Source organism: Buttiauxella sp. (assembly GCF_035271705.1).
GTDB lineage: Bacteria > Pseudomonadota > Gammaproteobacteria > Enterobacterales > Enterobacteriaceae > Buttiauxella.
The window spans coordinates 1-19,504 of record NZ_DATERI010000098.1; the positions used below are offsets into that span (position 1 = coordinate 1).

At 49.7% G+C, this 19,504-nt stretch carries 23 protein-coding genes and 1 pseudogene; 18 read left to right on the forward strand and 6 right to left on the reverse strand.

Annotated elements, in window-relative coordinates:
- The 5 genes from VJY99_RS08970 to VJY99_RS08990 form a co-directional block, all read left to right on the forward strand.
- The coding region (locus VJY99_RS08970) for an adenylosuccinate synthetase (protein ID WP_324117710.1) at positions 1-616 on the forward strand (616 nt) is incomplete at its 5' end.
- Positions 617-903: 287 nt separating this feature from the next.
- Complete coding sequence (nsrR, locus tag VJY99_RS08975; RefSeq protein WP_324117711.1) at positions 904-1,329, forward strand: nitric oxide-sensing transcriptional repressor NsrR; 426 nt, start codon at positions 904-906, stop codon at positions 1,327-1,329.
- Positions 1,330-1,368: 39 nt separating this feature from the next.
- Positions 1,369-3,813, forward strand: coding sequence for a ribonuclease R (rnr, locus tag VJY99_RS08980; protein WP_324117712.1), 2,445 nt, complete (start codon positions 1,369-1,371; stop codon positions 3,811-3,813).
- 152 nt (positions 3,814-3,965) lie between these two features.
- Positions 3,966-4,697, forward strand: a complete 732-nt coding sequence (rlmB, locus tag VJY99_RS08985; RefSeq protein ID WP_324117713.1) for a 23S rRNA (guanosine(2251)-2'-O)-methyltransferase RlmB — start codon at positions 3,966-3,968, stop codon at positions 4,695-4,697.
- A gap of 103 nt (positions 4,698-4,800) precedes the next feature.
- Positions 4,801-6,435: an isovaleryl-CoA dehydrogenase gene (locus tag VJY99_RS08990; protein ID WP_324117714.1), complete on the forward strand. Its 1,635-nt coding sequence runs from the start codon at positions 4,801-4,803 to the stop codon at positions 6,433-6,435.
- Positions 6,436-6,485: 50 nt separating this feature from the next.
- Here the strand turns inward: VJY99_RS08990 and VJY99_RS08995 are convergent, their stop codons facing one another.
- Complete coding sequence (locus VJY99_RS08995; protein WP_324117715.1) at positions 6,486-6,761, reverse strand: DUF1471 domain-containing protein; 276 nt, start codon at positions 6,759-6,761, stop codon at positions 6,486-6,488.
- Between the two features lie 155 nt (positions 6,762-6,916).
- Positions 6,917-7,246, reverse strand: a complete 330-nt coding sequence (gene bsmA, locus VJY99_RS09000; protein WP_324117716.1) for a biofilm peroxide resistance protein BsmA — start codon at positions 7,244-7,246, stop codon at positions 6,917-6,919.
- A 192-nt stretch (positions 7,247-7,438) separates the two neighbouring features.
- On the opposite strand from bsmA, the gene yjfP reads away from it, so the two are divergent.
- Positions 7,439-8,164: an esterase gene (gene yjfP, locus VJY99_RS09005; RefSeq protein ID WP_324117717.1), complete on the forward strand. Its 726-nt coding sequence runs from the start codon at positions 7,439-7,441 to the stop codon at positions 8,162-8,164.
- Here the strand turns inward: yjfP and ulaR are convergent, their stop codons facing one another.
- Together ulaR and ulaG are read right to left on the reverse strand one after the other, a co-directional pair.
- Positions 8,165-8,920 carry an HTH-type transcriptional regulator UlaR gene (gene ulaR, locus VJY99_RS09010; protein ID WP_324117718.1) on the reverse strand — a complete coding sequence of 252 codons (756 nt, stop codon included), beginning with the start codon at positions 8,918-8,920 and terminating at the stop codon, positions 8,165-8,167.
- A 222-nt stretch (positions 8,921-9,142) separates the two neighbouring features.
- Positions 9,143-10,207, reverse strand: coding sequence for an L-ascorbate 6-phosphate lactonase (gene ulaG, locus VJY99_RS09015; RefSeq protein WP_324117719.1), 1,065 nt, complete (start codon positions 10,205-10,207; stop codon positions 9,143-9,145).
- A gap of 383 nt (positions 10,208-10,590) precedes the next feature.
- On the opposite strand from ulaG, the gene ulaA reads away from it, so the two are divergent.
- The 6 genes from ulaA to VJY99_RS09045 are packed head-to-tail and all read left to right on the forward strand — an operon-like array spanning position 10,591 to position 14,999.
- A complete protein-coding gene (gene ulaA / locus VJY99_RS09020; RefSeq protein WP_324117720.1) occupies positions 10,591-11,988 on the forward strand; it encodes a PTS ascorbate transporter subunit IIC in 1,398 nt (465 codons plus the stop codon).
- Between the two features lie 12 nt (positions 11,989-12,000).
- On the forward strand, positions 12,001-12,306 hold the full coding sequence (ulaB, locus tag VJY99_RS09025; protein WP_324117721.1) for a PTS ascorbate transporter subunit IIB: 306 nt from the start codon (positions 12,001-12,003) through the stop codon (positions 12,304-12,306).
- Positions 12,307-12,315: 9 nt separating this feature from the next.
- Complete coding sequence (gene ulaC / locus VJY99_RS09030) at positions 12,316-12,783, forward strand: PTS ascorbate transporter subunit IIA (RefSeq protein WP_324117722.1); 468 nt, start codon at positions 12,316-12,318, stop codon at positions 12,781-12,783.
- Between the two features lie 10 nt (positions 12,784-12,793).
- Positions 12,794-13,450, forward strand: a complete 657-nt coding sequence (locus VJY99_RS09035; protein ID WP_324117723.1) for a 3-keto-L-gulonate-6-phosphate decarboxylase UlaD — start codon at positions 12,794-12,796, stop codon at positions 13,448-13,450.
- Positions 13,451-13,459: 9 nt separating this feature from the next.
- On the forward strand, positions 13,460-14,326 hold the full coding sequence (locus VJY99_RS09040; RefSeq protein ID WP_324117724.1) for an L-ribulose-5-phosphate 3-epimerase: 867 nt from the start codon (positions 13,460-13,462) through the stop codon (positions 14,324-14,326).
- On the forward strand, positions 14,313-14,999 hold the full coding sequence (locus VJY99_RS09045) for an L-ribulose-5-phosphate 4-epimerase (RefSeq protein WP_324117725.1): 687 nt from the start codon (positions 14,313-14,315) through the stop codon (positions 14,997-14,999). Before VJY99_RS09040 ends, VJY99_RS09045 begins: the two co-directional genes overlap by 14 nt.
- A gap of 236 nt (positions 15,000-15,235) precedes the next feature.
- Here VJY99_RS09045 and VJY99_RS09050 read toward each other — a convergent pair whose 3' ends face one another.
- Positions 15,236-15,511 carry a DUF1471 domain-containing protein gene (locus tag VJY99_RS09050; protein ID WP_324117726.1) on the reverse strand — a complete coding sequence of 92 codons (276 nt, stop codon included), beginning with the start codon at positions 15,509-15,511 and terminating at the stop codon, positions 15,236-15,238.
- Positions 15,512-15,928: 417 nt separating this feature from the next.
- On the opposite strand from VJY99_RS09050, the gene rpsF reads away from it, so the two are divergent.
- Genes rpsF through rplI form a run of 4 tightly spaced genes read left to right on the forward strand, consistent with a single transcriptional unit; the run spans position 15,929 to position 17,372 of the window.
- Positions 15,929-16,324, forward strand: a complete 396-nt coding sequence (rpsF, locus tag VJY99_RS09055; RefSeq protein WP_034492828.1) for a 30S ribosomal protein S6 — start codon at positions 15,929-15,931, stop codon at positions 16,322-16,324.
- Between the two features lie 6 nt (positions 16,325-16,330).
- Positions 16,331-16,648, forward strand: coding sequence for a primosomal replication protein N (gene priB, locus VJY99_RS09060; protein WP_324117727.1), 318 nt, complete (start codon positions 16,331-16,333; stop codon positions 16,646-16,648).
- A 4-nt stretch (positions 16,649-16,652) separates the two neighbouring features.
- Positions 16,653-16,880: a 30S ribosomal protein S18 gene (gene rpsR, locus VJY99_RS09065; RefSeq protein WP_002210155.1), complete on the forward strand. Its 228-nt coding sequence runs from the start codon at positions 16,653-16,655 to the stop codon at positions 16,878-16,880.
- A gap of 39 nt (positions 16,881-16,919) precedes the next feature.
- Complete coding sequence (gene rplI, locus VJY99_RS09070; RefSeq protein WP_324117729.1) at positions 16,920-17,372, forward strand: 50S ribosomal protein L9; 453 nt, start codon at positions 16,920-16,922, stop codon at positions 17,370-17,372.
- A 192-nt stretch (positions 17,373-17,564) separates the two neighbouring features.
- Here rplI and VJY99_RS09075 read toward each other — a convergent pair whose 3' ends face one another.
- Complete coding sequence (locus VJY99_RS09075) at positions 17,565-18,170, reverse strand: OapA family protein (protein ID WP_324117730.1); 606 nt, start codon at positions 18,168-18,170, stop codon at positions 17,565-17,567.
- A gap of 260 nt (positions 18,171-18,430) precedes the next feature.
- Here VJY99_RS09075 and fklB point away from each other — a divergent pair, with 260 nt between their 5' ends.
- Positions 18,431-19,051, forward strand: a complete 621-nt coding sequence (gene fklB / locus VJY99_RS09080; RefSeq protein WP_324117731.1) for an FKBP-type peptidyl-prolyl cis-trans isomerase — start codon at positions 18,431-18,433, stop codon at positions 19,049-19,051.
- A 295-nt stretch (positions 19,052-19,346) separates the two neighbouring features.
- Positions 19,347-19,504: pseudogene (locus VJY99_RS09085) on the forward strand (D-serine/D-alanine/glycine transporter); the annotation flags it as partial.

The following is a 19,504-nucleotide window of genomic DNA, read 5'->3' on the forward strand; positions in this document are numbered from 1 at the left end:
GCTGGACATCGATCACGGTACCTATCCATACGTGACCTCTTCCAACACCACCGCAGGTGGCGTGGCAACAGGTTCCGGCATTGGTCCACGTTATGTTGATTACGTCTTGGGTATTATTAAAGCGTACTCTACTCGCGTTGGTGCAGGTCCGTTCCCAACTGAACTGTTTGATGACATCGGCGAGTTCCTGTGCAAACAAGGTAACGAGTTCGGTGCAACAACCGGTCGTCGTCGTCGTACTGGCTGGCTGGACATCGTTGCTGTGCGTCGCGCAGTGCAGATCAACTCCCTGTCAGGTTTCTGCCTGACCAAGCTGGACGTACTGGACGGCTTGAAAGAAGTTAAACTCTGCGTCGGTTACCGTATGCCTGATGGTCGCGAAGTGACCACCACTCCAATGGCTGCGGACGATTGGGCTGGCATCGAGCCAATCTACGAAACTATGCCTGGTTGGTCCGAAACGACCTTTGGTGTGAAAGAGCGTAGTGGTTTGCCTCAGGCAGCGCTGAACTACATCAAACGTATTGAAGAACTGACAGAAGTTCCTATAGATATTATTTCTACAGGTCCAGATCGTTCTGAAACCATGATTTTGCGCGATCCGTTCGACGCATAATGATGATACGGGGTGTGGCCATCACACCCCGTTTTGCTTTTCTTCTCGCCGTTTTTTTGCCTTCCCCGGTCAAATAAATTAGCCGCTCAACATATGGCTGGTTTATCATCAATATATACCCGTCATACTTCACGTTGCAGCGGTGTTGGCTGCTTTCACTCACCCCAGTCACTTACTAAAGTAAGCTCCCGGGGATTCTTGAGCTGGCCGCCTGGCTGCAACCCGAATTATTTAGGGTATAGTATTTGCAGATATTAAGCGTTTCCCCTCCCACCCTAGAGGTTGATGTGCAGTTAACGAGTTTTACTGATTACGGTTTACGTGCTTTGATTTACATGGCGTCTTTGCCAGAAGGAAAGATGACTAGCATTTCTGAGGTTACAGAGGTGTACGGCGTGTCACGTAATCATATGGTGAAAATCATCAATCAACTGAGCCGTGCTGGCTTCGTGACGGCAGTGCGCGGCAAAAACGGTGGTATTCGCCTCGGTAAACCGGCGAAATCAATACGCGTCGGCGATGTGGTGCGCGAGCTGGAACCGCTTTCTTTGGTGAACTGTAGCAGTGAGTTTTGTCATATTACCCCCGCATGTCGCCTGAAACAGGCACTGGCCAAGGCGGTGCAAAGCTTTTTAACAGAGCTGGATAAGCACACGCTGGCTGATTTGGTGGACCAAAACCAACCGCTCTACAAATTATTGCTGGTGGAATAAATCACGATTCCCCCAGCCAATGACAACGGAGGAACCGCAATGTCAAAAGATCCTTTTCAGGAACGAGAAGCCGAAAAATACGATAACCCGATCCCAAGCCGGGAGTTTATTCTCGCTCATCTCTCCAAACGTGAAAAACCAGCCAATCGTGACGAACTGGCTGAAGAACTCAATATTAGCGGTGAAGAACAACTAGAAGCGTTGCGCCGCCGTCTGCGTGCCATGGAACGCGATGGTCAGTTGGTCTTTACCCGCCGTCAATGCTACGCGCTGCCAGAACGCCTTGATCTGCTAAAAGGTAAAGTCATCGGCCACCGTGATGGATTTGGCTTCCTGCGCGTTGAAGGTCGTAAAGACGATCTTTATCTCTCTTCTGAACAGCTTAAAACCTGTATGCACGGTGACATCGTGCTCGCTCAACCGCTGGGTGCTGACCGTAAAGGCCGCCGCGAAGCGCGTATTGTCCGTGTGCTTGAGCCAAGAACGGGGCAAATCGTTGGCCGCTACTTTACCGATGCAGGCATTGGTTTTGTGGTGCCGGACGACAGCCGTCTGAGTTTCGATATTCTTATCCCACCAGAAGAGTTGATGGGCGCGCGCATGGGCTTTGTGGTTGTGGTTGAACTCACCCAGCGTCCGACTCGCCGCACCAAAGCCGTGGGCAAAATCGTTGAAGTACTGGGCGATAACATGGGTACAGGCATGGCCGTGGATATGGCGCTGCGTACTCATGAAATCCCGTACGTCTGGCCGTCAGAAGTTGAAGCACAAGTCGCTTCTTTGAAAGAACAAGTGCCGGAAGAAGCCAAAGTCGGTCGTGTTGATTTGCGCTCCCTGCCGCTCGTTACCATCGATGGTGAAGATGCGCGTGACTTCGATGACGCCGTGTTCTGTGAGAAGAAACGTGGTGGCGGTTGGCGTTTGTGGGTAGCGATTGCTGACGTAAGTTATTACGTTCGCCCACCTACAGCACTCGATAAAGAAGCACGCAACCGTGGTACGTCGGTTTACTTCCCATCGCAAGTTATCCCGATGCTGCCAGAAGTGCTGTCCAACGGTTTGTGCTCGTTGAATCCACAGGTTGATCGTCTGTGTATGGTCTGCGAAATGACGATATCCTCGACCGGCCGCCTAACGGGCTCGAAATTCTACGAAGCGGTAATGAGCTCCCATGCACGTCTGACCTACACCAAGGTGTGGCACATGTTGCAGGGCGATCAGGAATTGCGCGAGCAGTATGCCCCGCTGGTTGAACCCATCGAAGAGTTGCATAACCTGTATAAAGTGCTGGATGTTTCCCGTGCTCAGCGCGGTGGTATCTCGTTTGAAAGTGAAGAAGCGAAGTTCATCTTCAATGCCGAGCGCCGCATTGAACGCGTCGAACAAACTGTACGTAACGATGCGCACAAACTCATCGAAGAGTGCATGATCCTCGCAAATATCTCCGCGGCTCGTTTTGTTGAAAAACATAACGAACCGTCTTTGTTCCGCGATCACGATCGTCCAAGCAACGACGCGATCACCGCGTTCCGTTCTGTTCTGGCAGAATTGGGTCTGGAGTTGCCTGGTGGGCAAAAACCAGAACCACGTGATTACGCAGAACTGTTGAACTCGATTGCCGATCGTCCGGATCATGAAATGCTGCAAACGATGCTGCTGCGCTCCATGAAACAGGCGGTTTACGATCCAGAAAACCGTGGTCACTTCGGCCTTGCGCTGCAATCTTATGCGCACTTTACCTCGCCTATCCGCCGTTACCCTGACTTGCTGCTACACCGTGCAATTAAGTATCTGCTGGCAAAAGAGCAGGGGCACAAAGGCAACAGCACCGAATCTGGCGGCTGGCACTATGAAATGGAAGAGATGCTGCAACTGGGTCAGCACTGTTCTATGGCGGAACGTCGGGCCGATGAAGCCACACGCGATGTTGCTGACTGGCTGAAATGCGACTTTATGCAGGATCAGGTTGGGCAGACATTTAGTGGCATCATCGCCAGCGTTACCGGTTTCGGCTTCTTTGTTCGTCTGACGGATCTGTTCATCGATGGTCTGGTGCATGTTTCGTCGCTGGATAATGACTACTACCGTTTCGACCAAATTGGGCAACGCCTGATTGGCGAATCTGGTGGGCAGACTTATCGTCTGGGTGATCGCGTAGAAGTGCGTGTTGAAGCCGTCCATATGGATGAGCGTAAGATTGATTTTGCTTTGATCTCCAGTACTCGTGCACCACGTGGTGAGGGTAAAACTGAAAAAGACAGAGCGAAAAAAAGCGCAAATGGCAACGGACCAAAACGTCGTCAGGGTGGTAAACGCGTAAACTTCGAGGCAGACAGTGCTTTCCGTAAAGAGAAAGGACCTGCCAAGCCGAAGAAAGCGAAAGCCGAGACGAAGGAGAAGAAAGCGAAAACTCCTTCTGATAAAACCCGTAAAATAGCGGCAGCAACTAAAGCTAAGCGTGCGGCTAAAAAACAGCCTAGCTAATTAAAACAACCCTCAACCTGGCCTTCTCCCTGAGGGAGAGGGCATGGGATCGAATCTGGTTTCCTCCCTCTCCTTTGGGAGAGGGACGGGGTGAGGGCGATCATTTTCAGAATTAAACACAGCTGCATCAGCGGCTGAAACGAGTGATACCAATGAGTGAAATGATTTACGGCATCCACGCCGTCCAGGCGCTACTTGATAACGCCCCCCAGCGTTTTCGGGAAGTTTTTATTCTTAAAGGCCGTGAAGACAAACGTCTGATGCCTTTAATCCATGCGCTGGAAGCCCAGGGGGTGCCGGTTCAACTGGCAAACCGCCAATGGCTGGATGAAAAATCTGAAGGTGCTGTACACCAGGGGATCATTGCTCGCGTGAAGCCTGGCCGTCAGTACCAGGAAAATGATATTCCAGACCTGCTTGCCAGCATCGATACGCCGTTCTTGCTTATTCTGGATGGCGTGACCGACCCGCACAACCTCGGTGCCTGCCTGCGTAGTGCCGATGCCGCAGGCGTACATGCAGTTATCGTCCCGAAAGACCGCTCTGCACAGCTGAACGCAACGGCGAAAAAAGTCGCCTGTGGAGCCGCTGAGAACGTACCACTTATCAGTGTAACCAACCTGGCACGTACTATGCGTTTATTGCAGGAATCGAACGTTTGGATCGTGGGTACTGCTGGCGAAGCCGATCACACATTGTTCCAGAGCAAAATGACGGGCCCAATGGCGCTGGTGATGGGTGCTGAAGGCGAAGGTATGCGTCGTCTGACGCGTGAACATTGTGATGAGCTGATCAGCATCCCAATGGCGGGGACGGTTTCATCACTGAACGTCTCCGTTGCAACCGGTATTTGCCTGTTCGAAGCAGTACGTCAACGTAGTTAGATTTCCGTGGGGTGCTTTCGCACCCCGCTTTGTGATCCCTCCCCCTGCATAAGTGCTGTCACCGTCCATACTAATGGTTATGCCATTAATGGGAGGGAACACAATGCGCTGGCAAACTCACACCGTTTTTAACCAACCGATACCCCTCAACAACAGTAACCTTTTTCTTTCTGATATTTCGTTAACCGAAGCCGTTGCTCGTGAAGGTGCCGGCTGGGATGCTGAACTTCTGGCGAGTATTGGTCAGCAGCTTGGCTCGGCTGAATCGCTGGAGCTCGGGCGGCTGGCAAACTTGAATCCTCCAGAATTGCTGCGTTACGACTCCAGCGGTGAACGGCTCGATGATGTGCGTTTTTATCCAGCCTGGCATCTGTTGATGCAGGGATTGTGTGCTAACCGAATACACAATTTGCCGTGGCAGGAAGATGCTCGTCAGGGCTCATTTGTCGCCCGTGCCGCGCGCTTTGTTCAGCACGCACAAGTGGAAGCAGGCACGTTATGCCCGATAACCATGACATTTGGCGCCATCCCTCTGTTACAGAAACATTTACCCAAGGATTTTCAGCCGTGGCTGAAACCATTACTCAGTGACCGTTATGATGCGCATCTTGCACCAGGTGCGCAAAAACGTGGCCTGCTGATTGGCATGGGCATGACTGAAAAGCAGGGGGGCTCGGATGTACTCAGCAACACCACGCGAGCCGAGGCTATCGACAAACGTGGTGCAGGTGAAATGTATCGCGTAGTTGGCCACAAGTGGTTTTTCTCTGTTCCACAAAGCGATGCGCATTTGATTCTGGCACAAGCAAAAGGTGGGCTGTCCTGCTTCTTCATGCCACGCTTTCTACCTGACGGGCAACGCAATCAGGTTCGCTTTGAGCGCCTGAAAGATAAACTCGGTAATCGCTCAAATGCCAGCAGTGAAGCTGAGTTTTTCGATGCGACAGCCTGGCTTATCGGCGAAGAAGGCGAGGGGATCCGCTCGATTTTGCAAATGGGCGGCTATACCCGTTTTGATTGCGCGTTGGGTAGCCATGGCCTGATGCGCCGTGCACTCTCGATTGCGTTGTATCACGCACATCAGCGGCAAGCCTTCGGGAAAAACCTTATTGATTTACCCATTATGCGCCAGGTTCTTGGACGTATGGCTTTACAACTTGAAGGCCAAACGGCGTTTCTATTCCGTCTGGCTCGCGCCTGGGAATCACCTGGTAACCCGCATGAATTGGCGTATACCCGCCTCTTTACCCCAGCCGCTAAGTTTACCGTCTGTAAATCAGGTATCCCGTTTGTTGCGGAGGCGATGGAAGTGCTAGGGGGTATCGGCTATTGCGAAGACAGTGAACTGCCGCGTATCTATCGAGAAATGCCAGTGAACAGTATTTGGGAAGGCTCTGGCAATATCATGTGCCTGGATGTGTTGCGTGTTCTGACTAAACAGCCTGGTACTATGGAAATGCTGCATGCTGAATTTGATGAGGTGAAGGGGCAAAACCGGCATTTCGATCGTAGCTGGCGGCAATTGCAACAGCGGTTGCACAAGCCACAAGAGGAGTGGGGCAGGGAACTCACCAGACTGCTGGCATTACTGGCAACCGGCGCACAAGTATTACAACATCTCTCTCCACCGTTGGGCGAGGCCTGGTGCCGTATGATGCTGGACTCGCGAGGGGAAAGTGTATTACCGAATCAAGTTTTGATGGATGTACTGCTGCGGGCGACGGGACGCACAGGATAAAAATATAACAGCCAGCGCCATAGAATTCAGTTAAATGGCCGCTGGCTTATTTATGCATAGATAATGGCTTGTACACGCCAGCCTTCAGCAAGCTGGTTTTCCTGCATTTTGACGATGCGATAGTACGACGCACCCTGCTCATCAGCCTTTAAGGCAATGACTTTTTCCACATCTTGCACGGTACCGGCGATACCATTTACTGAAATCATGCCGATTTCATTCAAACCCGTTACACAATCTGCGGCAACATCCTCTGCCGATTGTGCCGACGTTGTGATTAGCCCTACGGACAGCAGTAATGAGGTTAAGGCAAGCGTTCGTTTCATAGTTAACTCCTTTAAAACTGACCCTGAATCAGCAGGGCCTTCCTTCACGTTAGGTGAACTCCAGACCTGTCGGTTGGCTGAAGTTCATTGTGCATAAGAAACGATCAGTTGGCGCAAAGCTATGTAAATATTAATAAAGTAAACATAGTGCGGCATTACTTGCGAAACAAAATTGCTTGGGCATACCACTGGCCCGGAACCACAGTCTCATCGTTTAATACGATTTGGTAGTAATCCGCTTTCGCAGCAACAGCTTTCTCTTTTATCGCCCGCTCTGAGTCCATTGGAGAGCCGCGTTCGAGTACTGTCACTGTCCCTATTTTGGTCAATCCCTGCGTTTGCGAACGCTGAATTTCTTGAGGACTGTCGGTTACCGGTGGTGCAGGTTGCGGCGTACCCTGTAACACGCTACAGGCACTGAGTGCGGTCGCAAGTAACAAAGCTGATAGCAGTCGCATGATCGTTTCTCGTCTCTTAATAGCCATAGTGTAGCCGCGGTTTTTATCTGGGGAGAGGGAATGTTCCCATTTTGTTAGCTTCCCCGCGCTTTTTAATCACTTTCGAATGAAAATCGCTAAGCAGATCTCATAGTGAATAATAATTTCTGTAAGCCTATGACTTGATAAGCCGTAAATGCTGGCTTACAAAGGAATACACAATGATACGGAGTGATTCCAATGATAGAAATGTACACTGAAAAGTTAGGCGGTATCGAAGTTCTGCATGCTGTACCTGCCGGGAAAAAAGAGAGCAAACTACCGGTGGTTTTCTTCTATCATGGTTTTACTTCATCCAAACTGGTGTACAGCTACTTTGCAGTAGCACTGGCTCAGGCCGGAATGCGCGTAATTATGCCCGATGCCGAACAGCATGGTTCCCGCTTCAATGGTGATGACACTGAACGCCTTTACCAATTTTGGTCGATTCTAAAACAAAACATTGATGAGTTTTCGCGACTTCGCCAGGCGCTCGGCGAACGTTATCTCGTCGATGAGCATCGTGTTGCCGTGGGCGGTGCTTCGATGGGAGGAATGACCGCTCTAGGTATTATGGCGCGTTACCCGCAAGTGCGCTGTGTGGCATGCCTGATGGGATCAGGATATTTCATGTCGCTTGGGAAAACACTGTTCCCACCTCGAGTCGAAGCGCTCGAATCGCTTAACGCACTCGCTGACTATGACATTAGCCACCAGTTGGAAAGTCTCAGTAACCGGCCACTCATGCTGTGGCACGGCGTGGAAGATGATGTGGTTCCGGCTGCCGAAACATGGCGTTTACAACAGGCGCTGATTGAGAAGGGGTTGGATAAACACATGACCTGTTTACACGAACCGGGCGTAAAACATCGCATTACACCCACCGCCCTCGAGGCAACTCGCCGCTTCTTTAGCGAAAATTTATGATCAAACCAGAATGACTTGCACACCCTGTTCTTCAAGTTTTTTGATGACTTCAGGGTCTGCTTGTTTACCTGTAATCACCAAATCAATTTGTTCTGCCCGGCTAAATAGCATTCCGGCACGCTGACCAATCTTTGTGCTGTCGACTAGCACCGCCAGTTTACCCACCACACCCAACATTTTCTGTTCTGCCATAGCCGTCAGCATGTCTGTTTTATAAAGACCTTCTGCTGTCAGCCCTTTTCCGCTGGTAAACATCCAGTGCCCCGCGTAGAGCGACGTTTCGTTATCCTGCGGGCCAAGCGTAATGGAGTGGCTTTGATTGTATTGCCCCCCCATGATCACAACACTTTCATGCTCTTGATCGATAAGATAATTTGCTAATGGCAGATAGTTGGTGATGATCTGTACCGGCTTCCCACAAATTTGCTGCCCAAGGAGGAAAGCCGTTGAGCCACAGTTAATGACGACGCTTTCCCCTGGTTTTACCAGGGCTGAGGCCGCACTGGCAATACGGCTTTTCTCATCATGGTTTTGCGCCAGATGAATGTTCATCGGCGACCAACGCGGGCGTTGCTGGCTGATAGCTTCGGCACCGTTACGGACTTTTTTCAGTCTGCCACTTTCATCTAATTTATTGATATCGCGTCGTGCGGTTGCTGGCGAAATGGCGAGACGTTCCATAACTTGCTCGACAGTAACAAACCCTGTTTGCTGTAGCAGTTCGAGCAGTATCTGGTGGCGTTGTGCTTCAGTCATGCGTGTTTCCGATGGAAGATGATTTTTAAAGATGATATTTGAAATAGGATGAAATACCTATGAGTAAACTGAAAAAGCCGGGTATCACCTAACACCATTAGTTTAAGAACGAGATCTCCGGGGCGACCACCGGGTTTGGCGTCCCTCCGGGAACCCAATCCTGGTGTTTCCACTAATTCAATGGCTTAAGGGAACGGTGTTAGGGAATCACCCGGCTTAACCTTACAGGAAGGACTTAAACGGTAAATCCGGTTCAAGTGTAAAGCAGTCCTCAAATCCACGTGGATAGTGGTATTCAAACTGATCTTTATCCAAAGGCCAGGTAAATTTACCACCCACTTGCCATATAAATGGCTTAAAGCCATATTTCAGACGATCTTTTTTCATCTCCCACAGCACGCGGATCTCTTGCGGATCGGCCTGGAAGTTTGACCAAATATCATGATGGAATGGGATAACCACTTTGGTGTTCAGGGATTCAGCCATGCGTAGAATGTCTGAACTGGTCATCTTGTCGGTAATACCACGCGGGTTTTCACCATACGAACCCAGTGCGACGTCAATCTGATGGTCGTTACCATGTTTGGCGTAGTAATTGGAATAATGGGAGTCACCGCTGTGATACAGCGAGCCGCCCGGTGTTTTAAACAGATAGTTCACCGCGCGCTCGTCCATCCCATCCGGTAACACGCCAGCCGCTTTTTCTTCCGCAGGTAGGGTGATCAGTGCGGTACGGTCGAATGCGTCAAGTGCATGAATTTCAATATCTTTCACTTTCACGACGTCACCTGGTTTCACCACAATGCAGCGGTCACGCGGTACACCCCAGCCAATCCAAATATCAACGCAAGTTTGCGGCCCGATAAACGGCACGTCAGAGGCACAGTTCTGCATCACTGCCGCGGCAACGTTCACGTCGATATGATCATTGTGATCATGAGTGGCAAGAACCGCATCAATACTGCGAATAGCAAAAGGATCGAGCACAAACGGCGTGGTACGCAGGTTCGGTTGTAATTTCTTCACACCAGCCATGCGTTGCATCTGGTGGCCTGCTTTCATCAGCGGGTTGCCGTGGCTTTGTTTACCTGTACCACACCAGAAATCGACACAAATATTTGCCTCTCCCTGTGATTTTAGCCAAATACCGGTACAGCCCAACCACCACATAGCAAAGGTGCCAGGTGCGACCACTTCCTGTTCAATCTCTTCATTTAGCCAGCTACCCCATTCCGGGAAGGTGTTCAGTATCCAGGATTCACGAGTAATGGTTGCCACTTTGCTCATTCAATCTCTCCTCATTTAATACAGTTTTAAATCATAAATAATCATATATTGATTTGATATGATTGATACTGACATCAAAAATCATCATTGAGAAGACATTTTTATGTGCTGTATGTCGGGTCTTAAGATGTTTAGTCGCTGTAATTAGCTGGGTTAGTTATTTTTGTTTTAATGTAATTAATTGATTTTTATTATTTTATGTCTTTTCTGTTTTGTTGATTATTAGCCGCAATATCACCATGGATAATAATTTGCGGGACATCTCACAAATAATCAAATTCAATCTTGTTGTGATTATATTTGACGAATAGAGTGAGTGCGAACACAACTTCCGCCTGTTTTCTGACTGGGAACAGGGAGCGACTACCCCAACGGAGAGCTTTATGGAGACCCTCTACAGCGCCTTTACCATTTTCTTTAATCAGGTAATGACAAATGCCCCCTTGTTACTAGGGCTTGTCACTTGTTTGGGCTACGTGCTGCTGCGTAAAAGCGCGAACGTCATCATCAAAGGAACGATCAAAACCATTATCGGTTTTATGTTGTTGCAGGCGGGTTCCGGGATTTTGACTGGCACCTTTAAACCCGTGGTGGCAAAAATGTCAGAGGTCTACGGGATTAACGGCGCGATTTCAGATACCTATGCATCAATGATGGCAACCATTGAAAGAATGGGTGATGCCTATAGTTGGGTGGGTTACGCCGTCTTACTGGCTCTGGCGCTCAATATTGTCTACGTGCTGTTGCGGCGAGTGACTGGGATTCGCACCATCATGCTTACCGGGCACATCATGTTCCAACAAGCTGGGTTGATTGCGGTGTTCTTCTTTATCCTCGGCTACCCAATGTGGACAACGATTATTTGCACCGCCGTTCTGGTGTCGCTGTATTGGGGAATCACCTCCAATATGATGTTCAAACCCACACAAGCAGTTACTGAAAACAGCGGTTTCTCCATTGGTCATCAGCAACAATTCGCCTCGTGGATTGCCTACAAAATTGCCCCGTATTTGGGCAAAAAAGAGGAAAGCGTTGAGGATCTTGACCTACCCGGTTGGCTTAACATCTTCCATGACAACATCGTCTCTACCGCGATAGTGATGACACTGTTCTTCGGTGTGATTCTTTGTTCATTTGGGATTGATGTCATGCAGGCGATGGCTGGGAAAACGCACTGGACCCTCTACATCCTACAAACTGGCTTCCAGTTCGCCGTTGCGATTTTCATCATCGTACAAGGTGTCCGCATGTTCGTTGCGGAACTGTCAGAAGCATTCAACGGTATCTCACAACGGCTCATCCCAGGTGCTGTGCTCGCTATCGACTGTGCGGCAATTTACAGCTTTGCGCCGAATGCTGTGGTGTGGGGCTTTATCTGGGGAACGATAGGTCAGCTTATTGCCGTGGGTATTCTGATTGCTCTTGGCTCCTCCATCATGATCATCCCAGGCTTCATTCCCATGTTTTTCTCTAATGCCACGATTGGGGTGTTTGCCAACCACTTTGGCGGCTGGCGCGCAGCGCTAAAAATCTGCCTGGTGATGGGCATGATTGAAATCTTCGGCTGCGTTTGGGCCATCAAACTTACCGGACTGAGTGCATGGATGGGGATGGCCGACTGGTCAATTTTGGCTCCGCCGTTGATGCAAGGGCTTACGCTTGGCCTGTGGTTTATGGGTGTCGTTATCGTTATCGCACTGATTTACATGTTTTTTGCCGGGCGCACCTTGCGTCAGGAAGAAGACGCCGAAAAACAACTGACAGAATCATCAGCTAATTAAGGAATTGAGATTATGACCGTACGCATTCTCGCTGTTTGTGGTTGTGGGCAAGGCAGTTCCATGATTATGAAAATGAAAGTGGATCAGTTCCTGACGCAAGAAGGAGTGAACCATAGCGTCAATAGTTGTGCTGTTGGCGAGTACAAAAGTGAACTGAGTGGTGCCGATATCATTATTGCTTCAACGCATGTCGCAGGCGAAATCATCGTGTCGGGCAACAAACATGTCGTCGGTGTTCGCAACATGCTATCTGCCGCCGATTTTGGTCCAAAGTTGCTGGATGTGATTCGCCTTCATTTTCCACAGGACATGAAGTGAGGAAAGCCCATGAAACTGCGTGACTCACTGGCGCAAAACCATTCTGTACGCTTGCAGGCTGAAGCGGAAACCTGGCAGGAAGCAGTAAAAATCGGGGTTGATTTGCTGGTGGATGCAGACGTCGTTGAACCGCGTTATTACCAGGCGATTCTCGACGGTGTGACACAATTTGGCCCTTATTTCGTGATTGCGCCGGGGCTTGCTATGCCGCATGGCCGCCCGGAAGAAGGGGTGAAAAGTACGGGCTTCGCACTGGTGACATTGAAAACGCCGCTGGTGTTCAACCACGAAGATAACGACCCGGTGGATATTCTTATCACCATGGCCGCTGTTGATGCCACCACCCATCAGGAAGTGGGCATCATGCAAATCGTCAATTTGTTTGAAGACGAGGACAATTTTGACCGTTTACGTGCCTGCCGTAGTGAGCAGGATGTTCTGGATTTAATCGACCGCGCTACGGCCGCGGCCATATAAGGAGCTTGGTATGTCTCATTCTTTACCGATGTTACAGGTAGCACTGGATAACCAGACGATGTCAGACGCTTATAAAACCACGCGACTGATTGCTGAAGAAGTCGACATTATTGAAGTGGGTACCATTCTTTGCGTAGGCGAAGGTGTGCGAGCGGTCCGTGATCTCAAAGCTCTTTACCCGCATAAAATCGTGTTGGCAGATGCCAAAATTGCTGATGCGGGGAAAATCCTCTCGCGCATGTGTTTTGAAGCCAATGCCGATTGGGTCACCGTCATTTGTTGTGCAGATATCAACACCACCAAAGGTGCACTGGAAGTCGCTCGTGAATTTAAAGGTGATGTGCAAATTGAACTGACCGGTTTCTGGACCTGGGAACAAGCACAAGAGTGGCGCATGGCAGGCATTGAACAAGTGGTTTATCACCGCAGCCGTGATGCACAAGCGGCGGGTGTTGCCTGGAGTGAAGCGGATATCACCGCCATCAAACGCCTTTCTGATATGGGCTTCAAAGTCACTGTAACGGGTGGGCTGGCGCTCGAAGATTTGCCCTTGTTTAAAGGTATCCCGATTCATGTGTTTATTGCCGGGCGCAGTATTCGTGATGCGGCCGATCCTGTAGAGGCTGCTCGCCAGTTTAAGCGTTCCATCGCCCAACTGTGGGGATAAGGAACCATTATGCTGCACAAACAGGTTCCTCTAGGCATCTATGAAAAAGCACTCCCCGCGGGGGAGTGTTGGCAGGTAAGGCTGGCGCTCGCAGCTCGCCTGGCGTTCGATTTTGTTGAGATGTCAATTGATGAAACTGACGAACGCCTGGCGCGTCTTGACTGGAGCAGTGAACAGCGGCTGGCATTGGTACAAGCTGTTGCGGATACAGGTGTTCGTGTCCCTTCAATGTGTTTGAGTGCACATCGTCGTTTTCCTCTGGGTAGCGAAGATGATGCTGTGCGCAATCAGGGGCTGGAAATCATGCGCAAAGCCATTAAATTTGCGCAGGATGTCGGTATCCGTGTGATTCAACTGGCGGGATACGATGTCTATTATCAACAAGCCAATGACGAAACACGCCGTCGATTTCGTGAAGGTTTAACTGCTGCTGTGGAAATGGCGAGCCGTGCGCAAGTCACGCTGGCGATGGAGATCATGGATTATCCGCTGATGAACTCCATCAGCAAGGCGATGGGCTATGCGCATTATCTCAATAATCCGTGGTTCCAGCTTTATCCGGATATAGGCAATTTATCCGCATGGGATAATGACGTGCAGATGGAGCTGGAAGCAGGGCGCGGGCATATCGTTGCTGTACATGTAAAAGACACCCGTCCGGGAGTGTTTAAGAATGTGCCTTTTGGAAGCGGTGTAGTGGAGTTTGAGCGTTGTTTTTCGACACTGAAACAAAGTGGTTATCGTGGGCCGTATTTGATTGAAATGTGGAGTGAAAATGCCGATGACCCAGTAGCGGAAGTTATTGCTGCCCGGGACTGGGTACTGGAGCGTATGGCCACTGCCGGGCTGCTGGAGGCTAGCCATGAAGCAGTTTAAACAACAGGTCTACGAGGCAAACATGGCTCTTCCACGCCATGGTCTGGTCACTTTCACATGGGGAAACGTCAGCGGTATCGATCGTGAACGCCAGTGCATCGTGATTAAACCGAGCGGCGTGGCGTATGACAAAATGACGGCCAGCGATATGGTGGTTGTGGACATGAACGGCATCGTGCTTGAAGGGGAATATCGTCCTTCTTCCGATACGGCAACGCATCTGGCGCTTTATCAGCGTTACCCCGAACTGGGTGGGATAGTGCATACGCATTCTACTCATGCCACTGCTTGGGCACAGGCCGGGTTTAGTATTCCGGCACTCGGCACGACACATGCCGATTACTTTTTTGGTGATATTCGTTGTACCCGCGCTCTAACCCTAGAAGAAGTGCAGGGTGAATATGAGTTGAATACCGGCAAAGTGATTATCGAAACGCTGGGTAATAACGATCCCCTGCATACGCCGGGGATCGTGGTTTACCAACATGGCCCGTTTGCGTGGGGAAAAACGGCTGAGGATGCAGTACATAACGCGGTAGTTATGGAAGAAGTCGCGCGGATGGCATGGATTGCACAGGGGATAAACCCGCAGTTAAAACCTATCGACAGTTATTTAATGGACAAGCATTTTCAGCGCAAACACGGTGCAAATGCTTATTACGGACAGCGTTAGTTAAGCGTTATCAGGTATTACGCGAGATCATTCGAAATACAGGTAGGCGGCAAGAGAGCGAATCCCCGGGAGCTCACTAAAGTAAGTGACCGGGGTGAGTGAACGCAACCAACACCCCTGTATTTTGAATGAGAAAGCGTAATAAAAAAGCCCCCGCAAGCGGGGGCAAGTCAAACGTTGGCTTTCTATGTCGTTGTGGTATTCCTGGTGTTAACGCATTACTTCATTGCATTCTGTTACCGGTAGATGTCAGCACTGATACGCATATTTCCGTGACTTTCTGATTTACTCATCAGTACTGGATGGAAGTACTTTGCCGCATTTTGGTCCGCGTCGTCATTAATCGCGACTTCGGCCTCTTGTTCGGTAGCAAAATTATGATTGATATAAATCACACCTAAGCTCATTACATCATCCATATTTTTGGCCTGATGGTTGTCAATTTTGATCGCGGCTGTCGCAGTTGAGCTAAGCAAAAGTGCCGCTATAAAGGCGTAAGCGATAGTTTTCATCATCCGCTCCCATACCCATCACTCTTCAATATGCAGGGGCGTTAACTGCATCCTGAAGTCGTCTGGATATACAACTTAATGTGTTAGTTGTGGTCGTCGCTCCTGTTAATGAATAGTGGCGGCCTATAGCAATAAGTGTAACCCCAGAATGTTGAATAAAAAGCGACCATTTCTGATGGTGTTGGTCAAAAAATTTAAGTGATCTACGTCAAAGTTATAGATTTCACTGAGTTAGTGCACCGCTCCACTTTTATCCTTCATGCAAAAGAATTAATTTCTATATAACCTTGAGTTTGTTGGGCTCCGCTTGTATGATTACGCGTCAATTTTTCAGCCGCCTTTATAACCACGTTCCTTGCTTCCATGGGCCGCGGCTGACCCTGACAGGAGGCTGAATAATCCGTAAGGAGCAATTCGATGCGTCATTACGAAATCGTTTTTATGGTCCATCCTGACCAGAGCGAACAGGTTCCGGGTATGATCGAACGTTACACTGGTGCAATCACTGCAGCAGAAGGTACGATCCACCGTCTGGAAGACTGGGGCCGCCGTCAGCTGGCTTACCCGATCAACAAACTGCACAAAGCACACTACGTTCTGCTGAACGTTGAAGCTCCGCAGGAAGTGATCGATGAGCTGGAAACTAACTTCCGCTTCAACGACGCCGTTATCCGTAGCATGGTTATGCGTACTAAGCACGCGGTAACTGAAGCTTCACCAATGGTTAAAGCTAAAGACGAACGTCGTGATCGTCGCGATGACTTCGCTAGCGAAACTGCTGATGATGCAGATGCTGGGGATTCTGAAGAGTAATTTCCAATGACGGTCAACCGCTTGGTTTTGTCTGGCACAGTGTGCAAGACGCCTCTTCGCAAGGTTAGCCCGTCAGGAATTCCTCATTGCCAGTTCGTGCTTGAGCACCGTTCTGTGCAAGAGGAAGCCGGTTTAGATCGGCAGGCGTGGTGCCGTATGCCAGTTATTATTAGCGGGCACGCACACTCAGCCATTACTCACAGTATAACGGTCGGCACGGTACTTACAGTTCACGGTTTCATTAGTTGCCATCAGGCAAAAAATGGTCTGAACAAAGTGGTATTGCATGCCGAGCAGATTGAATTGATAGATTCTGGAGACTAGCCTAATGGCACGTTATTTCCGTCGTCGCAAGTTCTGCCGTTTCACAGCGGAAGGCGTTGTAGAGATTGATTATAAAGATATCGCTACACTGAAAAACTACATCACTGAAAGTGGTAAAATTGTCCCGAGCCGTATTACCGGTACTCGTGCAAAATACCAGCGTCAGTTGGCTCGCTGCATCAAGCGCGCTCGTTACCTTTCTTTGTTGCCATATACTGATCGTCATCAGTAATCGGCCACTGTCCATTAACGACTTTGAGAGGATAAGGTAATGCAAGTTATTCTGCTTGATAAAGTAGCAAACCTGGGTAGCCTGGGTGATCAGGTTAACGTTAAAGCGGGTTATGCTCGTAACTTCTTGGTACCACAGGGCAAAGCTGTTCCTGCTACTAAGAAAAACGTTGAATTCTTCGAAGCACGCCGTGCAGAACTGGAAGCTAAATTAGCTGACGTTCTGGCTGCTGCTGAAGCTCGCGCTGCGAAGATCAACGCACTCGAAACTGTTACTATCGCGTCTAAAGCTGGCGACGAAGGTAAACTGTTCGGTTCCATCGGTACCCGTGACATCGCTGACGCTGTAACTGCAGCTGGCGTTGAAGTGGCTAAGAGCGAAGTTCGTTTACCGAACGGCGTTCTGCGTATCGCTGGTGAGCACGAAGTGGACTTCCAAGTTCACGGCGAAGTATTCGCTAAACTGATCGTAAACGTAGTTGCTGAAGCGTAATTTTCGCTAAGGTATACACGTTAAGACGCCGGCCTAGTGCCGGCGTTTTGCATTTTACTCTTCATCATTCGAGTTGCAGGGTTGTTGGCCGCACTCGCTCACCCCAGTCACTTACTTTAGTAAGCTCCAGGGGGGTCACTCCCTTGCCGCCTACCTGAAACTCGAATTATTTAGAGTAAAGGACAGATAAAATCAGCGAGCTCGCACGAAACTACCATCCGGTTGGCGCGTAAACAGCACCTGCTGATCGTTTCCGATATCAATTGTCAGTCCCGTCACCACGCCATTCGCATTCTGGCGAACCTGCACCATCTGCCCGGTTTGCAAAGTACTTAACGGTTTATTGCTCCCTTCGACCTGCGCCATTGAATAGACATCAGCTGGCGGTAAATTATGATCGCGGAACAGTTGCGCCATGGTTTGCCCGGACTCTACACGGTACGAACGCCATTGCTGGTCAATATCATTATTGGCAGGAGGAGCGGGCGACTGTACTTCGGCCTGAGGCTGTTCTTCAACACGTGATGGTTCGACAGGAGTGGCAGGAGCCGTACTAACCGGTGGATTTACCAGCCTGGCACGTATAGGGGATTGTGATTCAATGGAGAGCTGTGCATCACGTGTGACCGGACGGTGTGGTTCATCAGGCGTTGGCCACAGGAAACCTACCACGACGACCAGTGCCGCAATGATAATGCCACGGCGATGAATGGCCGGCAGAGGGTCCATCAGCCGGATGTTGTCGGGTGCGTGCCAAATCTGCGCAAACCAGGGTTTAACAGCGAATCGCATCGGCAACACTCCTCATATTTACACAATATGTTCTGTAATTTACCCTTTTCATTATAGAACGCTAACTATTTGATGCATTGAACAATACCGGTTTATGTGACGTTCTACCCGTCATCTGCTCCGAACACGCCACCACCCTTCGGCGCTCATTCAAACCATTGTTCCTGTATCACCTGCATTTGTCACCTTTGCCGCTTTTGCATTTTACCCGATAGATTGACGCTGCTATGCTGCGGGCTTGCTTTTAAACACATAAAGGAAAACCCATGACGACCCCTTCTTTTGACAGCGTCGAAGCGCAAGCAAGTTACGGTATTGGTTTACAAGTAGGTCAACAACTCAGTGAATCTGGTCTGCAAGGTCTGCTGCCAGAAGCGCTGGTAGCTGGTCTGCGTGATGCGCTGGAAGGGAATGCTCCGGCAGTTCCAGTTGACGTGGTTCATCGCGCCCTGCGTGAAGTCCACGAGCGTGCTGATGCCGTTCGCCAGGAACGCCAGAAAGAAATGGCTGTTGAAGGTCAGAAATACCTGCAAGAAAACAGCAGCAAAGAAGGCGTGAGCAGCACCGAATCTGGTCTGCAATTCCGCGTTCTGACCCAAGGCACTGGCCCAATCCCGGCACGTAAAGATCACGTTCGTGTGCATTACACCGGTAAATTGATTGATGGCTCCGTGTTCGACAGCTCCGTACAACGTGGCGAACCTGCTGATTTCCCGGTAAGCGGCGTTATTGCTGGTTGGATTGAAGCTCTGACTCTGATGCCAGTTGGCTCAAAGTGGGAACTGACTATTCCTCATAACCTGGCTTATGGCGAGCGTGGCGCAGGTGCGTCTATTCCTCCATACAGCACGCTGGTTTTTGAAGTTGAACTGCTGGAAATTCTGTAAGCGTTCAAATGACCCCACTGCGGTGGGGTTTTTTATTTGTCCGTTAACAAAGTTAACGTGATTTAATCTGGTTTTTGCCTGCCTTTCACCTATTTTTGTGAAGTAATTCTCGCTATGAAAGCGATTTCACACTCACTTCAAACAATAAATTAACAATAATCTTCGCTATTAGTATTCATCCCCTAAATATTTACCTACTATCTTTGCGTTCCCCGGAACAACATCACATCTCTACAATTTTAATAAAGGCCAGAAGAGCCTGAACACAACACAGACAGGTACAGGAAAAAACAACATGGTTGATCAGATAAAAGTAGCTGACATAGCTGAAGCTCCGGCTGAACAGTCGCTACAGCGCAATTTAACTAACCGTCACATCCAACTTATTGCCATTGGTGGCGCAATTGGCACCGGCTTGTTCATGGGCTCGGGTAAGACGATTAGCCTCGCAGG